Annotated in this window: 18 protein-coding genes; 14 read left to right on the forward strand and 4 right to left on the reverse strand. The window is 70.5% G+C overall.

The genetic code is table 11. The annotated features are described in order from the left end of the window. Positions 1-254: 254 nt before the first annotated feature. Positions 255-1,802 carry an MFS transporter gene (locus ABD355_RS19365; protein WP_344401723.1) on the reverse strand — a complete coding sequence of 516 codons (1,548 nt, stop codon included), beginning with the start codon at positions 1,800-1,802 and terminating at the stop codon, positions 255-257. A gap of 187 nt (positions 1,803-1,989) precedes the next feature. Here ABD355_RS19365 and ABD355_RS19370 point away from each other — a divergent pair, with 187 nt between their 5' ends. The 3 genes from ABD355_RS19370 to ABD355_RS19380 all read left to right on the forward strand — a co-directional run bounded on the left by ABD355_RS19370 (position 1,990) and on the right by ABD355_RS19380 (position 4,094). After that, positions 1,990-2,613, forward strand: coding sequence for a TetR/AcrR family transcriptional regulator (locus ABD355_RS19370; protein WP_344402057.1), 624 nt, complete (start codon positions 1,990-1,992; stop codon positions 2,611-2,613). Positions 2,614-2,694: 81 nt separating this feature from the next. Next, positions 2,695-3,396, forward strand: a complete 702-nt coding sequence (locus tag ABD355_RS19375) for a ribonuclease HII (protein ID WP_344401724.1) — start codon at positions 2,695-2,697, stop codon at positions 3,394-3,396. A 68-nt stretch (positions 3,397-3,464) separates the two neighbouring features. Then, positions 3,465-4,094, forward strand: a complete 630-nt coding sequence (locus tag ABD355_RS19380) for a hypothetical protein (RefSeq protein ID WP_344401725.1) — start codon at positions 3,465-3,467, stop codon at positions 4,092-4,094. A gap of 338 nt (positions 4,095-4,432) precedes the next feature. Here ABD355_RS19380 and ABD355_RS19385 read toward each other — a convergent pair whose 3' ends face one another. Next, a complete protein-coding gene (locus ABD355_RS19385; RefSeq protein ID WP_344401726.1) occupies positions 4,433-5,068 on the reverse strand; it encodes a hypothetical protein in 636 nt (211 codons plus the stop codon). 305 nt (positions 5,069-5,373) lie between these two features. Beyond that, positions 5,374-7,539, reverse strand: a complete 2,166-nt coding sequence (locus ABD355_RS19390; protein WP_344401727.1) for a RecQ family ATP-dependent DNA helicase — start codon at positions 7,537-7,539, stop codon at positions 5,374-5,376. Between the two features lie 132 nt (positions 7,540-7,671). Here ABD355_RS19390 and ABD355_RS19395 point away from each other — a divergent pair, with 132 nt between their 5' ends. From ABD355_RS19395 to ABD355_RS19425, 7 genes are all read left to right on the forward strand, one after another. Then, positions 7,672-9,462, forward strand: a complete 1,791-nt coding sequence (locus tag ABD355_RS19395) for a DUF4192 domain-containing protein (RefSeq protein WP_344401728.1) — start codon at positions 7,672-7,674, stop codon at positions 9,460-9,462. An 879-nt stretch (positions 9,463-10,341) separates the two neighbouring features. Further along, positions 10,342-12,237, forward strand: coding sequence for a glycogen debranching N-terminal domain-containing protein (locus tag ABD355_RS19400; RefSeq protein ID WP_344401729.1), 1,896 nt, complete (start codon positions 10,342-10,344; stop codon positions 12,235-12,237). Between the two features lie 131 nt (positions 12,238-12,368). Further along, positions 12,369-13,127 (forward strand): NUDIX hydrolase, encoded by a 759-nt coding sequence (locus ABD355_RS19405; RefSeq protein ID WP_030939512.1) that lies wholly within the window; start codon positions 12,369-12,371, stop codon positions 13,125-13,127. An 89-nt stretch (positions 13,128-13,216) separates the two neighbouring features. Further along, entirely contained in the window at positions 13,217-15,217 is a 2,001-nt protein-coding gene (locus ABD355_RS19410) for an ABC transporter ATP-binding protein (protein ID WP_344401730.1), read from the forward strand. Positions 15,218-15,378: 161 nt separating this feature from the next. After that, a complete protein-coding gene (locus tag ABD355_RS19415; protein ID WP_344401731.1) occupies positions 15,379-16,266 on the forward strand; it encodes a FadR/GntR family transcriptional regulator in 888 nt (295 codons plus the stop codon). Positions 16,267-16,692: 426 nt separating this feature from the next. Further along, entirely contained in the window at positions 16,693-18,222 is a 1,530-nt protein-coding gene (locus tag ABD355_RS19420; RefSeq protein WP_344401732.1) for an RNA polymerase sigma factor, read from the forward strand. A gap of 135 nt (positions 18,223-18,357) precedes the next feature. Next, positions 18,358-19,203: a S1 family peptidase gene (locus tag ABD355_RS19425; RefSeq protein WP_344401733.1), complete on the forward strand. Its 846-nt coding sequence runs from the start codon at positions 18,358-18,360 to the stop codon at positions 19,201-19,203. A 115-nt stretch (positions 19,204-19,318) separates the two neighbouring features. Here the strand turns inward: ABD355_RS19425 and ABD355_RS19430 are convergent, their stop codons facing one another. Then, positions 19,319-19,549: a DUF7455 domain-containing protein gene (locus ABD355_RS19430; protein ID WP_030945102.1), complete on the reverse strand. Its 231-nt coding sequence runs from the start codon at positions 19,547-19,549 to the stop codon at positions 19,319-19,321. Between the two features lie 442 nt (positions 19,550-19,991). On the opposite strand from ABD355_RS19430, the gene ABD355_RS19435 reads away from it, so the two are divergent. From ABD355_RS19435 to ABD355_RS19450, 4 genes are all read left to right on the forward strand, one after another. Continuing rightward, complete coding sequence (locus ABD355_RS19435) at positions 19,992-22,115, forward strand: DNA gyrase/topoisomerase IV subunit B (RefSeq protein WP_344401734.1); 2,124 nt, start codon at positions 19,992-19,994, stop codon at positions 22,113-22,115. 205 nt (positions 22,116-22,320) lie between these two features. Further along, positions 22,321-22,845, forward strand: a complete 525-nt coding sequence (locus tag ABD355_RS19440; protein ID WP_344401735.1) for a DUF1453 domain-containing protein — start codon at positions 22,321-22,323, stop codon at positions 22,843-22,845. Further along, positions 22,842-23,993, forward strand: coding sequence for a sensor histidine kinase (locus tag ABD355_RS19445; protein WP_344401736.1), 1,152 nt, complete (start codon positions 22,842-22,844; stop codon positions 23,991-23,993). Before ABD355_RS19440 ends, ABD355_RS19445 begins: the two co-directional genes overlap by 4 nt. Then, on the forward strand, positions 23,990-24,673 hold the full coding sequence (locus tag ABD355_RS19450) for a response regulator transcription factor (protein ID WP_344401737.1): 684 nt from the start codon (positions 23,990-23,992) through the stop codon (positions 24,671-24,673). The genes ABD355_RS19445 and ABD355_RS19450 overlap by 4 nt, the downstream gene beginning before the upstream one ends. Positions 24,674-24,731 lie beyond the last annotated feature (58 nt).

A 24,731-nucleotide genomic window follows, 5' to 3' on the forward strand; every position in this document is an offset into this window, starting at 1 on the left:
TGCTCATCGGGAACTCTGCGTGACCGCGCGTCCGTTGTGGTGACATCAGCCGTGTGGCGCAGGAGCGGGTGTACTGCACCTGACGCGCGAAAGGTCCGGGGGTGGTCGTGCAGTTCGTGGTCGTGTGGGCGGTGCTTTCCACCCTGAGCTTGCTGTGCCCTGCGGAACGTGTGCGGAGGGCCGGACCGACGTCCTCGCCGTCGGTCCCCCGGACTCGGTCCGGCCCTCCGCGGCCCCGTGGAGGAGCGGTTGTTTCAGCCGACCGTCGCTCCCGCCGTGCCGGCGAGTGCCTCCAGGTCGCTCTTGCGGACCCGGATCACGAACCAGGCGGTGCCGAAGGCGAGTACGGCCATGGCCGCGGCCGCCACGAAGCCCATGGAAATCCCTTGGGCGAGCACCTCGTGTCCCCAGGTGCCGGGCAGCTGGTGCGTCTTGGCGAACTCTGCCTTCTGCTGCGCCGAACCGTTGGCGAGGAACTTCGGCAGCTGCTTCTGAGCCTCGTCCTTGCTGGCCGACCCGAACACCGTCGTCAGAATGGACAGGCCGAGCGAACCACCCACCTGCTGTGTGGCGTTGAGCAGTCCGGAGGCCGCGCCCGCCTCGTGCTGGGCGACACCGGAGACCGCTGTGACCGTCAGCGTCACGAAGTTCAGGCCCATGCCGAAGCCGAAGACCAGCATCGGACCGAGCACTCCGCCGGCATACGAGCTGCCGGAGCTGATGAGGGTCTGCCAGGCCAGTCCGATCACCGCGAGAGCCGAGCCGGTGAGCATGAACGGCTTGGGCCCCAGCACCGGCAGGAACCGCTGGGACAGCCCGGCGCCGAGCGCGATCACGACGGTCACCGGCAGGAACGCGAGACCGGCCCGGATCGGGCTGTACCCCAGCACGTTCTGCACGAAGAGAACGATGTAGAAGAACATCCCGAACATCGCCGCGGCCAGGCTCAACATGATCACGTAGGTTCCGGAGCGGTTGCGGTCGGCGAACATCCGCAGCGGAGTGATCGGCTCCTTGGCCCGGGACTCGATGAGCGCGAAGGCCACCAGCAGGACCACGGCGGCGCCGAAGGAGCCGATGGCCAGGCTGTCCCGCCAGCCGTCGTCCGCTGCGCGGATGAAACCGTAGACGAGGGAGGCCATGCCTGCCGTCGAGGTCACGGCCCCGGCGATGTCGAAGCGGCCCGTGTGTCGTTCGGACTCGCTGATGTAGAGCGGCGCGAGCAGGGTGATCAGGATGCCGATCGGCAGGTTGACGAAGAACACCCAGCGCCAGTTGAGCCACTCGGTGAGCATGCCGCCGGCCAGCAGACCGATCGCGCCACCACCCGCGGAGACCGCGGCGAAGACGCCGAACGCCCGGTTGCGCTCGGGGCCTTCGGGAAACGTGGTGGTGATGAGCGCCAACGCGGTGGGAGACGCAATTGCGCCACCCATGCCCTGCAGGACGCGCGCGGCCAGCAACTGCCAGGGTTCCTGGGCGAGTCCGCCGAGCAGCGAGGCGAAGGTGAACAGCACGATGCCGGTCATGAAGACCCGGCGGCGGCCGAGGATGTCACCGGCGCGGCCGCCCAGAAGCAGCAGGCCGCCGAAGGTGAGCGTGTAGGCGCTGACGACCCAGGTGAGGTCGGTCGTGCTGAACTGCAGAGCGTCTTGAATGTGCGGGAGCGCGATGTTCACAATCGTCGCGTCGAGTACCACCATGAGTTGGCAGGCCGCGATGACTGCGAGCGCAATGCCGGGATGTCCCTCCCGGCGAGCCGCACCTGGCTTCTGTTCCTTGATCAACTGAGAGGTTGTCACTATGGGTCCCCCACAAGTGCGTTAGTGAACGCTCGCGTTCACTGTCGCGTCAACCGTAGTGAGTCCCCGATAGTGAACGCAAGCGTTCACTTAAATTGGTGTCACGTGGCGAATCCCCCGTTGCTGCCACCTGGTGCTCTCCCGCCCCACGAAAACTCCGCTCCCCCTGCTCGCTGGAGATACGCAGATGGTTACTTCGCGCTGGACGGCCGCCCCCGCTCAGGCGGCCTCCCTCCGTCGGCGCGGCGCCGTACTCGAACGCGCGATCCTCGATGCCGCCCTGGAACAACTCAGCACGGTCGGCTGGAACGGCCTCACCATGGAGGGCGTCGCCGCCGGCGCCCAGACCGGCAAGGCCGCCGTCTATCGGCGCTGGCCGTCCAAGGAGGATCTCGTCGCTGACGCCCTGCAGGCCGGGCTCCCGCGGATAGAGGAGGCGCCCGACCTCGGCAGCGTGCGTGAAGATCTGCTCGCACTGTGCCGGCAGGCGCGTGAGGCGATGTTCTCGCGACCGGGTTTCGCGGTCCGCTCCGTGATTCACGAATGCGATCCGATTCAGGCGGAGCGCTTTCATGGCGTGATCTTCGAGGGGATCGTGGAGCCCACCATCAAGCTGCTTCGAGAGGTCATCACGCGTGGAATAGAGCGGAACGAGGTGCGGCCCGACGCGGCGAACAGCTATGTCTTCGATGCCATCCCGGCCATGATGATGTACCGCTCCAAGCTGCGCGGAAGCGAATGGGACGATCGTGATCTCGAGGAGATGATCGACCAGTTGATGGTTCCGCTGCTGCGACCGGGCATCGACTGAGTGCGGAGAGCCGTCGTCCTGAAGTGAGAGGGGGAGCCGGGGTGTCGCCGGGTGATCCGCGGGGCGTAGGCTGAGGGCGCCATGCCGTACGAACCACCTACACACACCGTCGAGCGCTCCCTTCGCGCCACGACCGGAGCGAAGATCATTGCCGGTGTCGACGAGGTGGGGCGCGGTGCGTGGGCCGGCCCCGTCACCGTCTGCGCGGCGATCACGGGACTGCGTCGGCCACCCGAGGGCCTCACCGACTCCAAGCTGCTCACCGTCAAGCGGCGCACTGTTCTTGCCGTGGAACTGCAGAAGTGGGTGACCTCGTACGCACTGGGTCACGCCTCGCCGGAGGAGATCGACGAGCTGGGCATGACCGCGGCACTGCGCCTGGCGGCCGGCCGCGCCCTGGAGGCTCTGCCGGTCCGTCCCGACGCGGTCATCCTGGACGGCAAGCACGACTATCTGGGCTCGCCCTGGCAGGTCCGTACGGTCATCAAGGGCGACCAGTCGTGCGTGGCGGTTGCGGCGGCCTCGGTGATCGCCAAGGTTCAGCGCGACAAAATGATGGCCGAACTGGGTATCGACCATGCAGACTTCGGTTTTGCGGACAACGCCGGGTATCCGTCGCCCGTGCACAAGGCCGCACTGGCGGAGCGGGGCCCCACCCCGTACCACCGGTTGTCGTGGGCGTATCTTGATGCGCTGCCCCAGTGGCGACATCTCAAGAAGGTCCGCAGTTGGGCGGACGGAGGCGTTCCGGAAATCGAGGGTCAGCTCGGCTTCGACTTCTGACGAATCCGCTCGCGCTCATGTGCCACCCGCCGACGCGAGCCGCACCAACGTTTGATAAATATCAGCCCATGCCTCTCATTCCCGAGGAGCCTCAGATTCACGAGAGTGCCCAGGGTCCCCGCGCCACGCCGGCCAGCGGCCGCACCGCGCCGACCCCCCGTCCCGTACCCGGTCCCCGTCCCGCGGCTCCGCCGCGTCCCGGTCGTCCAGGTCCGCTCCGGCCCACGCCGCCGGTGCAGCGCGCGTCGCGTGACGTGGCCGTGGCCACGCCCGGACCCTCGGTCCCGGCCGCCGCCACTGCTTCGGCCACCCCGCAGATCCAGCTGATCCCGGCCTCGGCGGAGGGCGCACTCGACGCCGCCGAGGAAGCCGTGGACCTGCTTCTGGACTCGGGTCGTGCCCCCGGCGACGTACTGGTGATCACCACCGGTGAACAGCACCCGTGGGCCGCCCACGAGCTGTCCTTCGGTGAAGCCTCCTACTGGGCGCAGCACGACGCGGGCGACGACGTCTTCTACACGGACGCCTCTGTCGCCGGTCGCGCCGCCTCGCGCCCCGTGGTCGTGGTCGCCGTCAACGGCGGCTCCGACGCGGCAGCCGCCTCTGCCCTTCCGCTGGCCCTCACCCGGGCCGGAGCCCTGCTGATCGTCTGCGGCGACCCGCAGCAGATCAACTCGGTGCTGGGCGCGGGCGTCTGAGTCTCTTCCGGTACGTCCACGGGGGCACCGGAGCGACGAGGACGCCGCTGTGGCGGCATCGGCACAGTGGGCGTTTCGGCGTGCGCAGATACGGCCGGGACGCCCGGTGCGCCCTTGCGCCTGCTCCTGTCGTGTGACGGACGAGAGCGAGCGTCGGCGCGCCGGGCGTCCGTCCGTCGTTCTTGCAGCGAACGTCTCCAGGGTGTGCGGCGGTGATTGCTCGGAGTGCCGACGGACGGCCCTGACCGGTGTGTGTGCAACTCCCCTCGTGCGGTGCGCTGCTCACTCGGCGTACGAAGGGAGTGTGCTGGTCGGTCGGGCGTGACCCGTCGGTGTTCTCAGCGGGCTGCGGCGCGGCGCAGGACCTCCGAGGCGGCACCACCGGTGCGGGGCAGCGGAGGCGGCACCTCGGATATGCCGAAGGGCTCCGGTGAGGAGTCCGCGTTGGGGCGGCGCCCGCCACGGCCCTCCCCGAGCACCTGCCAGCCGTCCCGGGTCAGGGTGATGTACGCCCCGCAGCGCAGCCCGTGCAGTGTGCACGCGTCACGCAGGCCCCACATCCAGGCGCCGTCCTCCTCGGTCCAACGCGCGTCGCCCTCACGGCAGTAGAGCAGCACCGCGGTGCGCACCGGTGTGCGGCGCCGCAGGTCGTGCGGGATGACCCGGCGAAGCTGCGCAAGCAGTGTGTTGCGGAACATCCAGCCGTCGGCGGGAGCCGGGCGGCGCGTGAACGAGGCGCTCGCGCACACGCGTTCGTCCGGGTCGAGGACGGCCACCACCGCGGTCGCGGGCCTTGGGTGATGCCGGGAATGGAGTCCGCTGACGACCTCTCGGGGATTGCGCAGCAGAGGAATTCCGGCGGCGGCCCACTCCGCGGGTTCGAGCATGCGGGTGAGAGGGTTGGCGGATGCGGCGGACAGGTCGGCAGACGTCGACGTGGATGCCGCCGAGGACGGAGCGAATCCGAAGGTCACGGTCCTCCCTTCGGCTACGCGCCCACACGGGGGCGGGGTCATGTTCAGGGGAGCGCACGCCGCAGCAGAGCCCTACCGGACCACGGACGAGCCGTGCGGGGAGCGGAGTTCAATTCTTCCTGTCGAACTTGGATGCGGCAACGAGCAATTGGGGCCACTGACCGAAACGCGGCGGTGTGCGGTTTATATCCCTACCCAGTACGTTGCGTCACGACGCATGCGCCGACCGTTCACCTCGAGTTCGTGCACCGTTGGAGTGGAGGGTTTCAAGGCGAGGCCGCCGAGCGGCGTGCTTCGGTTCGCGGTCAGCCCTGGACGGCCAGGACGAGTGGCAACACCCCCTGCGCACCGGCACGTCGGAGCAGCCGGGCCGCGACCGCGAGCGTCCAGCCGGTCTCGGTGAAGTCGTCCACGAGGAGCACCGGACCCCCGGCCTCGGCGAGAGCGGAGGCGAGGGCGGGCGGCACGGTCAGCGTGCCGGCCAGGGCCTTCAGGCGTTGTGCACTGTTGCTCCGGGAGACGTGGGCCGCGTCGCCCGTGTATTCCACGGAGCCGAGCAACGGCAGTCTGCCGACCTCCGCGATACGCGCACCCAGGGAGTTGATCAACTGCGGGCGGGTGTGCGAGGACACGGTGACCACACCCACCGGGCGCGGCTGCGGGTCGGCTGCTCCCGGGGCCCAGCCTGCCGGTCCTTTGGCCCAGTCGGCGAGTACGCCCACAACGGCCTTCGCCACGTCTTCCGGCACGGGGCCGTCCGGGGCCTGTGCGGCCAGCATCGGCCGCAGCCGGTTGCCCCAGCCGATGTCCGACAGGCGACCCAACGCCCGCCCAGGGGCGGCCTGTTCACCGACCGGGATGCGTCCCTTGAGGTCGACGCCGATCGCCGGCAGGCCGGTCGGCCACATACGGCGTGGCTCCACCTCGACGCCCGCCCGGCCGAGATCGACACGTGCCGCGTCCAGCGCGGTCGTGGACATGTCCGTGGTGAACCGTGCCCCCGCGCAGTTGTCGCAGCGGCCGCAGGGTTTGGCGCCCTCGTCGTCCAGCTGGCGCTGCAGGAACTCCATGCGGCAGTCGGTCGTCGAGGAGTACTCCCGCATCGCCTGCTGCTCGGTCCTGCGCTGCCGCGCGACCCACTCGTACCGCTCCGCCTCGTACGTCCACGGCTGCCCCGTGGAAATCCAGCCGCCCTTGACCCGCTTGACCGCCCCGTCCACGTCGAGCACCTTGAGCATGGTCTCCAGGCGGGAGCGGCGCAGTTCGACCAAGGGCTCCAGGGCCGGCAGTGACAAGGGCTTGTCCGCGCGCGCGATGACGTCGAGAGTACGGCGCACCAGGTCTTCCGGCGGGAAGGCGAGCGACGCGAAGTACTCCCAGATCGCCTCGTCCTCCTTCCCCGGGAGCAAAAGCACCTCCGCGTGCTCGACCCCGCGTCCGGCGCGGCCCACCTGCTGGTAGTAGGCGATGGGCGAGGACGGCGAGCCGAGGTGCACCACGAATCCGAGATCCGGTTTGTCGAAACCCATGCCCAGCGCCGAGGTGGCGACCAGGGCCTTCACCCTGTTGGCGAGGAGATCGTCCTCGGCCTGCTGCCGGTCGGCGTTCTCGGTCCTGCCCGTGTAGGAAGCGACCGTGTGACCACGGTGCCGCAGGAAAGCGGTGACCTCCTCGGCCGCGGCCACGGTGAGCGTGTAGATGATCCCGGAACCCGGCAACTCGCCCAGGTGATCGGCGAGCCAGGCCATGCGATGTGCGGCGTCCGGCAGCCGCAGCACGCTCAGGCTCAGGCTCTCCCGGTCCAACGGGCCCCGGAGCACCAGGGCGTCCGACGAGCCCCCGGTGCCGAGCTGTTCGGCGACGTCGGCTGTCACGCGGGCGTTGGCGGTGGCAGTGGTCGCGAGCACCGGGACGCCCGGCGGCAGATCGCCGAGCATGGTGCGCAGCCGCCGGTAGTCCGGACGGAAGTCATGCCCCCAGTCGGAGATGCAGTGGGCCTCGTCCACCACCAGGAGCCCGGTGGCGGCGGCGAGCTTGGGCAGCACCTGATCCCGGAAGTCCGGGTTGTTGAGGCGCTCCGGACTGACCAGCAGGACGTCGACCTCACCCGCGGCGATCTCGTCCTGAACGGTGTCCCACTCCTCGGTGTTCGAGGAGTTGATCGTCCGCGCATGGATACCGGCCCGGGCTGCGGCCTCGACCTGGTTGCGCATCAGCGCGAGCAGCGGGGAGACGATGACCGTGGGCCCGCTGCCCCTGGCCCGCAGCAGCGACGTCGCCACGAAGTAGACCGCGGACTTGCCCCACCCCGTGCGCTGCACGACGAGCGCTCGGCGTCTGTCGGCGACCAGCGCCTCGATCGCGCGCCACTGGTCCTCGCGCAGCCGGGCCGCGCCCATGGCGTCCCCGACGAGGCGGGCGAGGACCGCGTCCGCGGCCGCCCGGAGTTCCGCGTTGCTCGTGTGCTCCATGCATCCCATCAAACAGGACGCCACCGACAAGCCCGGCCCAGGCCTGTGGAGGAGAGGGCTGCCTGACGTGTCCCTGACCTGACTTATCCACAGGGCAGACCGGAATATCGCGATCCGCGAGATCGTCTGCGCATGACGAACCACGGCGAAACCACTGGATCCCCCGAAAACGGCAAGGCCACCGGACGCGAAGGCGCCCAGCGCCACGACGGACCCGGCCGGGAAAAGCACGTCGGCCCGGCCGCTTCGGACGACCGCGGCGGGCGCGATGCGCAGGGCAAGCACGGTGCACAAGACGCACACGAGGAGCGTCCGTGCCGCCCGGACCACGTCGACTGCACCGCCTACGACAGTCATGGCCCCGAGCACCAGGTCACGCTGCGCACCCCGGCCGAACTGGCCGATGCCCTGCCCTATCTGCTGGGGTACCGGCCCGAGGAAAGCATCGTCCTGGTCGCCCTGCACGACAGGGACGGCCGCGGCCGTTTCGGCGGCCGTGCCCGGCTCGGCATTCCGGCGAGTGCCGACGACTGGGCGGCCGTCGCCCAGCAGTTGGCCCACGGGCTGGTCACCGGCAGTGAGCGCAGGGGCGGCCGGCCCGAACAGATGGTCGCGTACCTCTGCCAGGAACCGGCGAAAGGTGAAACGGGTCGGCAGGTCATGGAGCGGTTGCGCCCGCTGGCGCAGAAACTGCGCGTCGAGTGCGGACAGCTCGATGTGCCGGTGATCGAGGCGCTGTGCATCTCGGACGGCCGCTTCTGGTCGTACTGCTGCGGGAACGAGGCGTGCTGTCCGCCCGAAGGACTGCCCATGGGCCTGCCCGGCACCTCAGTGCTGGCCGCCGCCGCCACCTATGCCGGCCTGCAGGTACGGGGCACTCTGCGGGAACTGCGGGCCCGGCTGCTGCCCTGGGAGACCGCGGCCGCCCTGGAGCAGGAGAGTGCCCTGGATGCCGCGAGCATGGCTTTGGTCCCCAGGATCCTCGACGGCGCCGGCCGCGAGGGTGTCGCCGCGGAGACACTGGAGCTGTCCGCGCAGATCATGCGCCGACTTGCGGGCGCACCGCCCGTGTCCGGCACGCTCACGGCGGACCTCCGCGACGACGAACTGCTCGCACATGACGAAGCCGCAACCCTGATTCTCGGCCTGCAGGACCGTGCGACCCGGGACCGAGCGGCCGAGTGGATGGAGGGCGAGGAGGCCGCGCTCGCCCTCAGGCTCTGGCGGGCCCTGGCCCGCAGGTGCGTCGGACCCTACGGCGAACACGCGGCGGCACCGCTGACACTGGCCGGTTGGGTCGCCTGGTCCACGGGTGACGACCTGGAGGCCCGGGAAGCACTCGCCATGGCACTCGGCGCGGATCCGGGTTACCTCTTCGCACGCCTGCTGCACCAGGCCTGCAACGAGGGGCTGGACCCGGAGTCGATCCGCCGCTGCCTGCGAGCGGAGCGGCAGGACCGGGGGCGGACGGCAGTCGAGCAGCCGCAGGGCACAACGGGAAGCGCAGAGCCGGTGACGGACCAGGACGTCGAGGCGGAGCTGGTGTCGGAATCGGTCTCGCAATCGGTCTCAGGATCGGAGCCGGAGCCGGAGCCGGAGCCGGGGCCGGTGTCGGAGTCGGAGTCGGAATCTGTGTCGCAATCGGTGTCGGATCCGAGGTCGGAGGAGGCTTCCCGCCCGCGACGCCGAGTCCGCTTGAGCGGCACGGTCCGCAGCCACTCCCGTTCGGCGAGGGCGGAGGACCGGGGGAGTGGCGCGAGCGTCCCGCGCCCGCGGACGGCAGTGGCAAGCGGCACCCGTCCCGGCTCCGCACGGACTGGTCGCACCCGTCCGCGCACCCCCGGGAAGGGCGCTGCGCGCCGCGGCGACCAGTGCCCCGAAGGCCTGCGTACCCGAAGCGACGGCACAGGGGAGCAGTCGTGAGCAGGTATGGGGCGAGCGATGGTCGTTGCGGCCGGACCGACGGCAGCCGCGGGACGCTCCGCGCGAGGGAACCACAATTGGCTGGGGGCGATCAGCGTCACCGCCGACCATCCGGGCGGACCCGTCGCGGGCGTGACCCGGAGGACTGCTCTTCCGTTCACCTGAGTGGCGGAACGCCTGGATGGGTGGGGCCGCCACACAGTCCACGTCCGTCCGGATCCTCCCACCCGGCGCCGCATACGCCCGAGGTGCACCGAGCGCAGAAGAAGCCGCCCCATGCATCAGCCGACTCCGCCCTCCGCTGCCGGCGACGACACTTCCGGCGCAAACCGGCCCACGCAGTCTCCCGGGGCCGGCGCCCCCCTGCCGACCCACGCGGGCCCTGCCGGTCGGCGCGACGCGTGGTCCGTGGCCGCCAGCACACCAGCCTCTGCACCGAGCGGCCAGGACCGGTACCCACCCGGGGTGACGGAACGACCCGGGTCGACCATCGGGGCGGCCTATCAGGATCGTCTCCCTGGCAGGCCGACCGACCGGGGCCTCACCGCCGTTCGTCTGCACGACCCCGGGCGCTGTGCACTCGAGCCGACCGAGCCGAGCCCCTCTGCGTCCAGGCCGACGCACCCGGATCAGCCCCCGCCCGGGTCGGCCGCCCCGACCCGGCCGCCCGAGCCACTCACAGATCGGCAACGCGCACTGCCGTCACCTTCAGGCCAGGGTCGGTTCCTGAGCTCACCCTCGGGCCAGACGCCCCGCCCGTCCACCTTCTCGCCCCCAGGAGCAACTCCACCGTCCCGAGCCGCAACGCCGCCGACGTCCCGCCGGTCCGTCGAACTGCCGTCCACGCACACCGCCATGATCTGCGTCGCGCTCCCTGGGATGGCCATCTCGCCGGAGGACGGGCAGATGACCGGTCAGGGGCTGGAAGGGTTCTACCGGGCGGGCCGACGCGTGCTCTCCCGTTGCCAGGTCCGCGTGGCCGGGCGCGAACCGCTGGCGGTGCAAGCCCGGATGACCTCGTCCGACCGGGCCCGCTTCGTGGGCACGCTGCGTGCCTCGCCGCACTCCGGCCCGGACCCCGACCTCGTCGTGGAGCGGATGCGCCATGCGGACGGGACGGAGCGCATCACCTTGCACAGTGCGGCCCGGCGCCCCCTGCGTGTGCCTCTCGAAGTCGCCCTCGGCACGGACCTGGCCGACCTGGGCGCCATCGCGTCCGGCACCGCTGGGCCCGAACTGCCCGCCACTGTCCACGACTCGGGCCTGCGCTGGTCGGGCGCCATCGGGAACTCGTCGGTCACGGCAGATCCGCCGCCCGCGGACGCACTGGCCTCCGCGGGGTTGCTGCGCTGGGAGTTCGAGCTGTCCCCCGGCGGCAGCACCAGCGTGGAGCTGAGGGTACGGCCGGACGGAGCGGGCCCTGTCCGGGCCGTGCGCCGCACGGCCACAAGCCCTCTCGCCGCCGCCAGGGGGTCCGGTGACGATCCCAGGGTCCAGCCGCTGCTGCGGACAAGCGTCGAGGACCTCCATGCCCTGCTGCTGCGCGACCCCGCCCACCCTTCCGACATACAACTCGCGGCAGGAGCCCCCTGGCGGTGCGGTCCGGCCCCGGCCGAGGCACTGGCGGCGGCGCGGATGACGCTGCCCCTCGGGACCCGGCTCGCCATAGGCACGCTGCGCACCCTCGCGCGCACCCAACTCCAGGGTGCGGGGCCGCAGTCCGGCATGATCCCCGGGCCGCGACGGGACGCGGGCATCCATCTGCCACCAGGTTGTACCGGCACGGAAGCCACGTTGCTCTTCCCCGCGCTCCTCGCGGAGGCCCGCCGCTGGGGCCTCCCCGAGGCCGAGACGGAGGAACTGCTGCCGGCGGCCGAGCGCTGTCTGGCCTGGCTGCGGACCGCCGTCGGCGAGGGCACCTACCTGAGTGACCCGCATCCCGGCGGTCCCGTCCGCTGCGAGACGCAGGCCCACGCCCACCGTGCGGCCCTGCTGGGCGCCGATCTGCTCGATGGCTGCGGGAGGCCGGGCGGCGCCGAGCTGCGGCAGTGGGCCCAGATGCTGCGGGCGGAGTTCAGGGAGGACTTCTGGGTCGACGACCGGAGTGGCGGCAGGCCGGCCGCCGCTCGAGCCCCCGACGGCACCCCGCTGCCGTACCTGAGTGCTGCCGCCGCCCATCTCCTGGACACCGGTCTGCTCGGCGGTGGCGAGCCGGCCCCCGGGCTGCTCGACAAGGTGCAGACCGAACAGCTCGCCCGCTTGCTCGGCGGCCCAGCGATGGACTCGGGCTGGGGGCTGCGCGGACTGGGCGTGAAGGAAGCCGGCTACAACCCGTTCGGCCACCGCAGCGGCGCCGTGCGGGTCCACGAGACGGCGATCGCCGTCGCGGGCCTGGCCGCCGTCGGCTACGAGAAGGAGGCAGGTTCGCTGCTGACAGGCGCCCTGGCGGCGGCCGAGAGCTTTGGGTACCGGCTGCCCGAGATGTACGCGGGGGAGCAGCGCACCGCCGCGAGCGCTCCCCTCCCGCACCCGGCGGCGTGTCGTCCGGCGGCCACCGCGGCGGCCGCCGGTGTGCTGCTGCTGGTGACTCTCGCGGGTATCCGTCCGGACGCTCCGGCCGGGACGATCACGCTGCGGCCCATGCACAGTGCCCCGCTGGGCGAGATCGTCCTGAGGGGACTTCGCATCGCCGGGGCTCCCTTCTCCGTACGGGTCAGCCGCCTCGGCCTCGCCATGGTCGAGGAGGCCGCCGACGGGCTGCAATTGGGAGTGTGACCTGGGACGACGTACCACCGCACAGCACCCGGAGCCAGGGGGTGCGTCTCATACCGGACCGAAGTGGATCAGCCGTCGAAGCGGCCGGCGAAAGGAGTGTTTATCGTCAGGCAGACGACTATGATCGCCGCATGCCCTACGACCCGTCAGCCTTTCCGCCCTTCGCCGTCACCGTGGACCTGGTCGTGCTGACCGTGCGCCGCCATGCCCTGTGCGCGCTGGCGGTACGCAGGGGCGAACCACCGTTCCAGGGGCGCTGGGCGCTCCCCGGCGGCTTCGTACGGGCCGACGAGGATCTGGCGCAGGCGGCCGCACGCGAGCTGGCCGAGGAGACCGGGCTGCGCGCCCACGACCCGGCCGTTCCCGCCCAGGACAACGGTGCCCACCTGGAACAACTCGCGACCTACGGTGACCCCAAGCGGGACCCGCGGATGCGTGTGGTCAGCGTCGCCCACCTGGCACTCGCCCCCGACCTGCCCGCCCCCCGAGCGGGCGGCGACGCCAGCAACGCGCGCTGGGCGCCGGTCGAGGAGCTGCTGCAGCAGGGTGGTTACGGCCGAGACGGCGAACCGGTGGCACCGCTCGCCTTCGACCACGCCCAGATCCTGTCCGACGGCGTGGAGCGCGCCCGCTCCAAGATCGAGTACTCGTCCCTCGCCACGGCGTTCTGCCCCACCGAGTTCACCGTCGGCGAGCTGCGCCGGGTCTACGAAGCGGTGTGGGGCGTGGCCCTCGACCCGCGCAACTTCCACCGCAAGGTGACGGGCACACCCGGGTTCCTCGTCCCCACCGGCGGGACCACCACACGCCAGGGCGGCCGCCCCGCCCAGTTGTTCCGGGCCGGCGGCGCCACACTGCTCAACCCCCCGATGCTGCGCCCCGAAGTGTGACGGCATGGTGCCGGGCGGACCGGTCACGGCCTGCAGAGCGGGCCGCGCTATACCCGAAAAATCGGACATAGCGCGCTATCTTGCTTCGGGTGATCCAGGCCTACGGATTGACCAGCAATCCCCGCAAGGAGCTTCCGCCCGCGGTCGACGACGTCTCCTTCGACGTGCGCGCAGGCCGCGTCACTGCGCTGCTCGGCGCGCCGGGGGCGGGCAAGACGACTGCACTCAAACTCATGCTCGAACTGCAACAGGGCCGTGGCATCACCTACTTCAAGGGCCGCCCCCTGCACCGCATCCCCCATCCGGGGCGCGAAGTCGGCGTGCTCCTGGGTGATGTACCGGGGCACCCGGCCCGTACCGTCCGTGGCCATCTCCGCATGCTGTGTGCCGCCGCAGGAGTTCCCGCCCGCCGCGCCGACGAGGTCCTCGAGGTGGTCGGCCTCGTCAGCCTGCGCGACGAACGCCTCGGCACCCTCTCGCGCGGCATGGACCGCCGCCTCGGCCTGGCCTGTGCCCTGTTGTCCGACCCGCACACGCTCGTACTCGACGAACCCGCCGGCGGTCTCTCCCCCCGCGAGGCCCGCTGGCTGTACGGCATGCTGCACGCGCACGCCGCCCAGGGCGGCACGGTCCTGCTCACCACGGCCGACCCCAAGGAGGCCGCGCGCAGTGCCCACCGGGTCGTCACGCTGGAGCGGGGCAGGCTCGTCGCCGACCAGGACGCGGAGGACTTCGCCCGCACCCGGCTGCGCCCCCGCGTCGCCGTCCGCAGCCCGCACGTCGTGCGCCTCGCCGCCCTGCTCACCAAGGAAGCCCGCACCGGCCATCGCTCCGTCGAAGTCGTGCACGAGGGCGGCAACCGCCTCTCCGTCTACGGCAGCAGTTGCGCCGAGGTCGGAGAGACCGCGTTCCGCCACGGCATCCTCGTACATCAACTCGCCGACGAGATCGGCGACATGGGGCCCGGAGCGGTGGAACCCCCGGTCGACTGGCCGGAATCCGCCGACGAGCCGCAGGTGCCGGACCAGCCGCACGCCTCGGACGGACCCCTCGGGCCCGACGCGGCAGCGCACTGCTCGACCCCGGCTGACGCGGGAGGCGCCGAACCGACCTCCCCGAGTCCGGCCGACGCATCCTGCGAAGCGCCCCCCGCGGTTGCGGCTGACGCGCCCGGGGAGATCGGCGCGCTGAAGGCGCCCGTCCCCGCACCCCCGTCACGCGTGACGTCGCGGCGCGCCCCGACGCCGGCGGTACGCCCGGCTGAAGCAGGCGCCCTCGACGGCCCGCCCTCCCTTCCGCCCCCCATCTCCGTCCGCCCGGCTCCCAGCCCCCTGCGTCCTCTGCGCTACGAAATCCGTCGCGCCGCCGGCATCGGCACCGGGTTCGTCACCGGGGCCGTCGTGCTCGTCGTGTCCGCCCTCGCCGCCGTCGTCCTCGCCCGGGTCGGACACACACCACAGGCGCGCCTGGTGGCCGCATGGCCGCGCGAGCTGCCGCTGCCGCCCGCCGCGCTCGGTGCGGGACTCCTCGGCGCGCTGGCCTTCGGCGACGAGTTCCGCCATCCCGCGCTTGCGGCGGATCGCGGCACCGTGCCCCGTCGGCTGGGGCTGCTCGCCGCGAAACTCCTCGTCGCCACGGCCACCGCGCTGATGCTGGCCTTCCTCACGGTCGGCTGCGACGCCGAGGTGCTCTACATCGTCTACGGACGGGAGCTCATGCAAGTTCCCATGGACTGGCTCTCGCTGAGCGCAAGTTGGCTCGGACTCGTCGTCGGATGTGCCTGGGCCGGAGTGCTGGCCGCGGGCGTCTTCCGGTCCACCACGGCAGGACTCGCGGCCGTGGTCTCCGTACCGGTCGTCGTCGTTCCGCTCGTACAGAAGGCCTTGGCAGGATCGTCCGTGCGGATGGCGGCCGGGCTTCCGCTGCGGTTGCGCGAGGTGTTCCTGCTGCAGTGGCCCTTCGGGGGAGAGCGCTATCTGTGGGCCGCGGCGAGGGTGATCGCCCAACCCGTCGGCGGTGCCCTGACGTTGTCGCTCACCGCTCTGCTCTGCGCATATCTGCTCACCACCCTGCGCAGCAGGGTCCGATGACAACCCTCCGCGCGCTTTCGTCCTACCCTGTGCGCAACTCCCTGGGGAAAGCCCATTTCTTTCCGATAAGGCGTCAATTGCGACGGGGTGAGCGATCACCCTTTCGTGTGCTTTTCACCAAAGACCTCAAGGGAGTTGGAGACGGCGCCGACAAAGGATCCGTGAGTACCCTTGCGCACACCATGATGACCGCCGCCCGCTCCGCCGACTCCGGTCTGGCCGGCCCGGGCGATCTCGACCGCTACCCCTACGCCGAGGCCCACGTGGTCGACCGCGTCGGAGCCCCCGCCTGGGAGAGCGCGGACCCCGAGCTGGGCCGCGTGGGCCGACGCGCCGCGGGCAGCCGCGGACGCGGGCTGCACGGCCAACTCGTCCAGCAGCTGGGCCAGATGATCGTCTCCGGCGACCTGGGCGCCGACCGTCCGCTGGTGCCCGAGGAAATCGGCCAGCGTTTCGAGGTCTCCCGTACCGTCGTCCGTGAGTCGCTTCGGGTCCTGGAGGCCAAGGGCCTGGTCAGCGCCCGACCGAACGTCGGTACGCGTGTGCGCCCGGTCAGCGACTGGAACCTGCTCGATCCGGACATCATCGAATGGCGCGCCTTCGGGCCGCAGCGCGACGACCAGCGCCGCGAGCTGAGCGAACTGCGCTGGACGATCGAACCGCTCGCCGCCCGCCTCGCCGCCGGGCACGGGCGCGAGGACGTCCAGCAGCGGCTCGCCGACATGGTGGAGATCATGGGCCACGCCATGGGGCAGGGTGACGCCATCACCTTCTCCCGTGCCGACGCCGAGTTCCACTCCCTGCTGATCCAGGTTGCGGGCAATCGGATGCTGGAGCACCTCTCCGGGATCGTCTCGGCCGCCCTCCAGGTCTCCGGCGGCCCGGTGACCGGCTGCGACCGGCCGAACGAGACGTCGCTGGCACACCACGGCAGGATCGTCGACGCCCTCGCTGCCGGGGACGGCACGGCGGCCGAGTCGGCCATGCGCCAACTGCTGACCGTCCACCCCGAGGTGGAGCGCGTGGTGCCCGCGCCGCGCGAACACTGACCGCACCCCGCGGGCGGCGCGGCCGGGAGATGCCTCCCCCTCCTGGGGCATGGCTCGGCCGCCGAACCGCCTCCGTCGGACCCCGCAGGATCTCCGGGATCCTGCGGGGTCCGACGGCGCCACGGACCGCGGAGATCTTGGAAAAGCCCCGATCTCACCCACGGGTGACCCCGTATGTCTCTGTCTGACCGTCTTTGGGTGCTTACAGGGTGTGATTCGGACCACGCAGATTGGGCGTAACACTCGGGGAAACAGCGCGATGACCTAAGAGGTGACAGCCGAGGAGGGAATACGGACGCCGTTTGCGGCGCTGTGCATCTTCCCGGTCCCGCCCGCGCCGTCGGCCCAATCCCCAAGCCGGCGGTCGGCTCCTGTCCGTCCTGGACGGGGCCGGAAGCCGTTTTCCAACGTTCCGAGAGGTTGTTCGTGTCGGCCAGCACATCCCGTACGCTCCCGCCGGAGATCGCCGAGTCCGTCTCTGTCATGGCTCTGATTGAGCGGGGAAAGGCTGAGGGGCAGATCGCCGGCGACGATGTGCGTCGGGCCTTCGAAGCTGACCAGATTCCGGCCACTCAGTGGAAGAACGTACTGCGCAGCCTCAACCAGATCCTCGAGGAAGAGGGTGTGACGCTGATGGTCAGTGCCGCGGAGCCCAAGCGCACCCGAAAGAGCGTCGCAGCGAAGAGTCCGGCCAAGCGCACCGCCACCAAGACGGTCGCGGCGAAGACGGTGACCGCCAAGAAGGCCACCGCCACCGCCACCCCCGAGGCGCCCGCCGCCGACACGCCCGTCGAGGACGACGCCAAGCAGGTCGCTGCAAAGAAGGCGGTCGCCAAGAAGGCGGCGCCCGCGAAGAAGACCGTCGCCAAGAAGACGGCGGCCAAGAAGACCAGCGCCAAGAAGGACGACGCCGAGGTCCTCGAGGAGGAGGTGCTCGAGGACACCCCCAAGGGCGCCGACGAGCCCGAGGGTGCCGAGAGCGCGGGCTTCGTGCTCTCCGACGAGGACGAGGACGACGCGCCCGCCCAGCAGGTCGCCGCGGCCGGCGCCACCGCCGACCCGGTCAAGGACTACCTCAAGCAGATCGGCAAGGTCCCCCTGCTCAACGCCGAGCAGGAGGTCGAGCTCGCCAAGCGCATCGAGGCGGGCCTGTTCGCCGAGGACAAGCTGTCCAACGCCGACAAGCTGGCCCCGAAGCTCAAGCGCGAGCTGGAGATCATCGCCGAGGACGGCCGCCGCGCCAAGAACCACCTCCTGGAGGCCAACCTCCGTCTGGTGGTCTCCCTGGCCAAGCGCTACACCGGCCGCGGCATGCTCTTCCTGGACCTCATCCAGGAGGGCAACCTCGGTCTGATCCGCGCGGTCGAGAAGTTCGACTACACCAAGGGCTACAAGTTCTCCACGTACGCCACCTGGTGGATCCGTCAGGCGATCACCCGCGCCATGGCCGACCAGGCCCGCACCATCCGTATCCCGGTGCACATGGTCGAGGTCATCAACAAGCTCGCGCGTGTGCAGCGCCAGATGCTCCAGGACCTGGGCCGCGAGCCCACCCCGGAGGAGCTGGCCAAGGAACTCGACATGACCCCCGAGAAGGTCATCGAGGTCCAGAAGTACGGCCGCGAGCCCATCTCCCTGCACACCCCGCTGGGCGAGGACGGCGACAGCGAGTTCGGTGACCTCATCGAGGACTCCGAGGCCGTCGTCCCGGCCGACGCGGTCAGCTTCACGCTCCTGCAGGAGCAGCTGCACTCCGTGCTCGACACCCTGTCCGAGCGCGAGGCGGGCGTCGTCTCCATGCGCTTCGGTCTCACCGACGGTCAGCCGAAGACCCTCGACGAGATCGGCAAGGTGTACGGCGTCACGCGCGAGCGCATCCGCCAGATCGAGTCCAAGACCATGTCGAAGCTGCGCCACCCGTCGCGTTCTCAGGTGCTGCGCGACTACCTCGACTAGGTCGCCGTCGTACGACATCGAAGGCCCGGTCCTCCGCGGGGAGGACCGGGCCTTCTCGTGCCGTCGCGCAGGTGCGGGCCGTGCCCGGCTGGATCACTCTGGGTCTCCCACGACATCCCAGAGTGAGGAGCTCGTATGCGTCGACCCTTTGTCCGGGCGCTGGCCCGGCCGCTGGCCCTGGTGGCCGCGGCGACCGCAATACCGTTGCTTTCCACTGCCCCCGTGGCCGCCGACAGCGTTGTCATAGGGAGTTTCCCGATCGATGTGTCCGAGAGCCCGTGGACGGTGGCGCTCTCCAGTCGTGACCGGTTCGGGGGTACGCGTGCGGGGCAGTTCTGCGGCGGTGTCGCCATCAGCCGTACGACCGTGCTCACCGCGGCCCACTGCATGGGCGAGGAGGTCCTGGGGGCGCCCCCGGAGCGGGTCCACGACCTCAAGGTCATCGCGAACCGCACGGACCTGCTTTCGGACCGCGGCCGGGAGATCTCGGTACGTGACGTCCAGGTGAGTCCGACCTTCGACAGCGACAGCAACGCCGAGGACTTCGCCGTCCTCACCCTCGCCACACCGCTGCCGCGCAGCTCGGTCATCGCAATGGCGGCCGCCGGCGATCCTGCGTACAAGCCGGGTACCAGTGCGACCGTCTCCGGGTGGGGCGATCTCACCGGCGGCGGCGACTATGCACACACTCTGCGGGCGACACGCGTCCACGTGCTGCCTGACGCCCGCTGCCAGGAGGCGTATCCGGGCAGTGCCGACGGTACGTACCAGGCCAAGAGCATGCTGTGCGCCGGGGAGGCGCGAGGAGGCCACGACGCCTGCCAGGGGGACAGCGGTGGGCCTCTTGTCGCCCAGGGGAAACTCATCGGGCTCGTGTCCTGGGGGAGCGGCTGCGGTCGTGCGGGCAGCCCCGGCGTCTATACGCGCGTCTCCGAGGCTCTACGAGGGATGGGCCGGCGGAGCGGGGGCAGGGGCCACTGACGGAGCCCGGACGGCATCCGGGGTGGTACGAGCGCGGGCGGCGCGGTCCCTGAAGCAGGGGCCGCGCCGCCCGTACCGGCCTGTGCCGGAGCTGGCTCGTCGTATGTGCGAGGTATCAGCGCTCTTCTTCGGAGGCGGATGCCGGAACGGACGTCAGCCGCTCCGTCTCGTCCTGTATCTCAGCGGCGATCTTCTTGAGTTCCGGCTCGAACTTGCGGCCGTGGTGGGCGCAGAAGAGCAGTTCTCCGCCGCTGAGCAGGACAACGCGCACGTAGGCCTGCGCGCCACAGCGGTCGCAGCGATCGGCGGCCGTCAGTGGGCTCGCGGGGGTCAGAACAGTAGTCACGTCGCCTCTTCTCTAGCTCGACGAGCTGTCGTACCAGGGTCAACATCCAACCAGCCCTAAAACGTTCCCGCCCCGGGCTTTTCCTCGAAAAAATCTTTCGAGGCCGGCTGTCTGCTGCCGGTTGGCGGCGAATGTGCCGTATTGCGTGTCTGTGTGTCGTACGGGTTCGCGCAGTCTGTCAATGTCAGGTCCTCCCGGCTGGCTTGCCGGTTGTTCATGAGGACGTGCCCGGAGCCTAAATGGTTCATGCCTCGAAGGGAACGTGATATGTACTTCACTCCATCGAGGGATCGAACATGCATGCGACTGTGGACTAGTCTTAACTCCAGACGAGGGTGGCGTTACAACGGCTCTACCAGGCCTCGGTACCCTCTTGACGGCGACCGAAGCCGGGTCCTTACCCACCAGGGCCCCACCTGAAATTCAGCGAGGAGCGAACCGCGTGACCGCCGAGACGTCCGTGCCGTCCACAGCGCTGCTGGCAGGAGCAGACCGGGACGGTTCCAACTACACCGCGCGGCACCTGCTCGTCCTCGAGGGGCTCGAGGCCGTGCGCAAGCGCCCGGGCATGTACATCGGGTCCACCGACAGCCGCGGTCTGATGCACTGCCTGTGGGAGATCATCGACAACTCCGTCGACGAGGCCCTCGGGGGGTACTGCGACCACATCGAGGTGATCCTCCACGACGACGGCTCGGTGGAGGTCCGGGACAACGGCCGGGGCATCCCGGTCGACGTCGAGCCCAAGACCGGTCTCTCCGGCGTCGAGGTCGTCATGACAAAGCTGCACGCCGGCGGCAAGTTCGGCGGCGGCTCCTACGCGGCCTCCGGCGGTCTGCACGGTGTGGGCGCGTCCGTGGTGAACGCCCTGTCGGCCCGCCTGGACGTCGAGGTGGACCGCGGTGGCCACACCCACGCGATCAGCTTCCGCCGCGGCGTGCCGGGTGCCTTCGCCGCGAACGGCCCCGAGGCCAAGTTCGAGGCCTCCAGTGGGCTGCGCAAGGCCAAGCGGATCCCCAAGACCCGCAGCGGCACGCGCGTGCGTTACTGGGCCGACCGCCAGATCTTCCTCAAGGACGCCAAGCTCTCCCTGGAGAACCTGCACCAGCGTGCGCGTCAGACGGCGTTCCTGGTGCCCGGCCTGACCATCGTCGTCCGGGACGAGTTCGGGCTCGGCGAGGGCGGCAGCAAGGGTGAGGAGTCCTTCCGCTTCGACGGCGGAATCAGCGAGTTCTGCGAGTACCTGGCGAGCGACAAGCCGGTCAACGACGTCCTCCGCTTCTCCGGCCAGGGCACCTTCAAGGAGACGGTCCCGGTCCTGGACGACCACGGTCAGATGACGCCCACCGAGGTCACCCGCGAGCTCGGCGTCGACGTCGCGATGCGCTGGGGTACCGGCTACGACACGACCCTGAAGTCGTTCGTCAACATCATCGCCACCCCCAAGGGAGGCACCCACGTCGCCGGCTTCGAGCAGGCGGTCACCAAGACGATGAACGAGGTGCTGCGCGCGAAGAAGCTGCTGCGCGTCGCCGAGGACGACATCGTCAAGGACGACGCCCTCGAGGGACTCACCGCGGTGGTCACCGTCCGCCTCGCCGAGCCCCAGTTCGAGGGCCAGACCAAGGAGGTCCTCGGCACCTCGGCGGCCCGGCGCATCGTGAACACCGTGATCTCCAAGGAGCTCAAGGCGTTCCTGACCTCCACGAAGCGGGATGCCGCCGCGCAGGCCCGCGTGGTCATGGAGAAGGCCGTCGCCGCCGCCCGGACGCGCATCGCGGCCCGCCAGCACAAGGACGCCCAGCGCCGGAAGACGGCCCTGGAGTCCTCCTCGCTGCCCGCGAAGCTCGCCGACTGCCGCAGTGACGACGTGGACCGCAGTGAGCTGTTCATCGTCGAGGGGGACTCCGCGCTCGGCACCGCCAAGCTCGCGCGGAACTCCGAGTTCCAGGCGCTGCTGCCGATCCGCGGCAAGATCCTCAATGTCCAGAAGTCGTCCGTGACCGACATGCTCAAGAACGCCGAGTGCGGCGCGATCATCCAGGTCATAGGAGCCGGCTCGGGCCGGACGTTCGACATCGACGCGGCCCGCTACGGCAAGATCATCATGATGACCGACGCCGATGTGGACGGCTCGCACATCCGGACCCTGCTGCTGACGCTGTTCCACCGGTACATGCGGCCCATGGTCGAGGCGGGTCGGGTCTTCGCCGCGGTGCCGCCGCTGCACCGCATCGAGATCGTCCAGCCGAAGAAGGGCCAGGACAAGTACGTCTACACGTACTCGGACCGTGAACTGCGCGACAAGCTGCTGGAGTTCCAGAGCAAGGGGATCCGCTACAAGGACTCCATCCAGCGGTACAAGGGCCTCGGCGAGATGGACGCCGACCAGCTGGCCGAGACCACCATGGACCCGCGGCACCGCACCCTGCGCCGGATCAACCTCTCCGACCTGGACTCCGCAGAGACGGTCTTCGATCTGCTGATGGGCAACGACGTGGCACCGCGCAAGGAGTTCATCTCCAGCTCGGCGGCGACGCTGGACCGGTCCCGCATCGACGCGTAGCCGCTGCGCTCGGTCGGGCCGGCGGCTCGGCTCGGGCTGCCTGGGTGTTCGTACGTCGGCTCCACCCGTGGGTGGAGCCGACAGCCGTTTGCGGATCCACCCACGATCCACCCCCGCTCCGATCTGCTGACCTGCGAACTTCCGTAGCGTCGAAGGCGTCGACAGCACTCGCTGCCGGCTCCCCTCTTCGCTCACGGAGGCTCTGATGTCCGGGCTCGTCAACGCGCTGGCGATCGCGGCTGTCGTCGTTCTCGTAGTCGTGCGGCAGTTCCGCGCGCAGCAGATCGGCGCCGGCAGGCGCTGGTGGCTGCTGCCCGTGATCCTCGCCTTCGTGGCCCTGCGTGAACCCGGCGTCCTCGACGCCCACCACCCCACGGAGTCTGCCGTCCTGCTGGGCGCCGAACTGCTCGTCGGCCTTGCCACCGGGGCCGGGTGGGCCTGGACGACCCGAATATGGGCGGAGCCGGACGGCACGGTGTGGAGCAAAAGCACCAAGGCGAGCGTGGCGGTCTGGATCGTCGGCATCGCCCTGCGTGTCGGCCTCTTCGCGCTCGGTACGCTCTTCGGGGTGCATCAGGACAGCTCCGCCCTGCTCGTCGCCCTCGCGGCCACCCTGCTGGTCCGCTCCGGGATCCTGGTCTGGCGGGCACAGTCCGTGGCTGCGACGCACGGTGGGGGCACGGCCTACGCTGACCCCATGGTCGGCCCGCCGCGGAAGGAGCGCGTGTGACGCAGAACGCCTGGATGCGCTGGCCCTCCCCGGAGGCGCTCGGGCGAGCGGGCATCTCGCGACCTCGGCGCATGCTCGCCTGGGCCGTGAGATTGTTCGCCCTCGCCATCCTGCTGTGGGGCGCCTTCGACAGCAGCCGGGTCCACGGCTGGGTGACGGTCGTGGGCGGCATCGGTGTGGTCGTGGCCGGAGTACTCGCCTGGGCCCTGTACCGGACCACGTTCCAGCACCGGCTCTGGCCCTCCCTCGGCATCCTGCTCGCGCTCCTGGGACTGGCCGTCGGGGCCGAGACCCTGGGGTTCCGGGGGCCGGCCCTCGTCCTGTGGTGCGGCTGCGCCATCACCGCGCTGGAACGGCTGCCGCTGGCGGCCGCTCTGCCGACGGCGTCCGTGGCCCTCGCGTCCTACGCCGCGGTCAACAACGACGTGTGGCTGACCACGGCGGCCACGACGGTGGGCCTGGCTCTGGCCGGCTATGTCCTGCGCCTCGACGCCGAAGCCCGTGGCAGCGCCCAGCGCCTGCTCGCCCAGGAGCGTGCCGCCCGGGCCGCGGAGGCGGAGTCGGCGGCGCTCGCGGAGCGGGCCCGGATCGCGCGAGAGATCCATGACGTGCTGGCGCACAGTCTCTCGGCCCAACTCGTGCACCTCGAGGCAGCCCGGCTGCTCATCGAGCGAGGCGCCGGCCGGGACCAGATCCTGGAGCGGGTGGTGGCGGCAAGGGGGATGGCCCGTGACGGACTCGACGAGACGCGGCAGGCGCTCTCGGCGTTGCGCGGGGAGCTGACTCCGTTGGAGGACTTCCTCTCGCAGCTCGTCGATACGTCGGCCGGTGCACAGGTCACCATTACGGGTGAGCGCAGGCAGCTGCCCGCGGAGGCATCGCAGGCCGTGCGCAGGGTCGCGCAGGAAGCCCTGACGAACGTGCGCAAGCACGCGCCTGGGGCCAAGGTGCGGGTGCGGCTGGACTACAGCGACCATCAAGTGACGCTGGACGTACGGGACTCCGGCGGCACGCCGGGCGAACTCGCCGGGGCGGGCGCCGGGTACGGTCTGCTGGGCATGCGCGAGCGTGCCGAGCTGTTGGGCGGCTCGCTGGAGGCCGGGCCGGACGAGGAGGGGTTCGCGGTGACGCTGAAGGTGCCCGTATGACGGAAGGGGCGGAGCAGCGGCCCGCACGCGTGGTGGTCGCGGACGACCAGACCGTGGTGCGTGAGGGCATCGTGATGCTGCTGGGCCTGTTGCCCGGGGTCGAGGTCGTCGGGGCCGCGGGGGACGGGGACGAGGCCGTGCAACTCGTGGCGGAACTCGCCCCGGACGTGGTGCTGATGGACCTGCGCATGCCGCGCTGCGACGGTGTGGAGGCGACCCGGCGCATTCGCGCGGAGTACCCCGGGACGCAGGTCGTGGTGCTCACCACGTACGCGGATGACGAGTCCCTGTTCCCCGCCTTGCGGGCCGGGGCCCGGGGCTATCTCACCAAGGACGCCGGCGGGGACGAGATCGTACGGGCCGTGCAGAGCGTGCTGTCCGGGGACGCCGGGCTGTCTCCGAGCATCCAACGGCGGCTGCTGGAGCGGCTGTCCGGCCCGGAGCCCCAGCCGCCGGCTGTGACGGAAGTGCCGGACGGGCTGACCGCGCGCGAGACCGAGGTGCTGCTGCTGATCGCCGACGGCCTCAGCAACCAGGAGATCGCCCGCAAGCTGCATGTCTCCACCGCGACCGTGAAGACGCACATCAACAACCTCTTCGGCAAGACGGGGCTCAAGGACCGTGCCCAGGCGGTGCGTTACGCCTATGCGAAGGGGCTCGCGCGGCCACCGGCGGGATGAGTCACCTGATGGGGTGAAGAGCGCGGAGAAGCAGAGTCGGGGATCTATCCGTTCTGTC

It is taken from the genome of Streptomyces longisporus (assembly GCF_039532765.1).
Classification (GTDB): Bacteria; Actinomycetota; Actinomycetes; order Streptomycetales; family Streptomycetaceae; genus Streptomyces; species Streptomyces longisporus.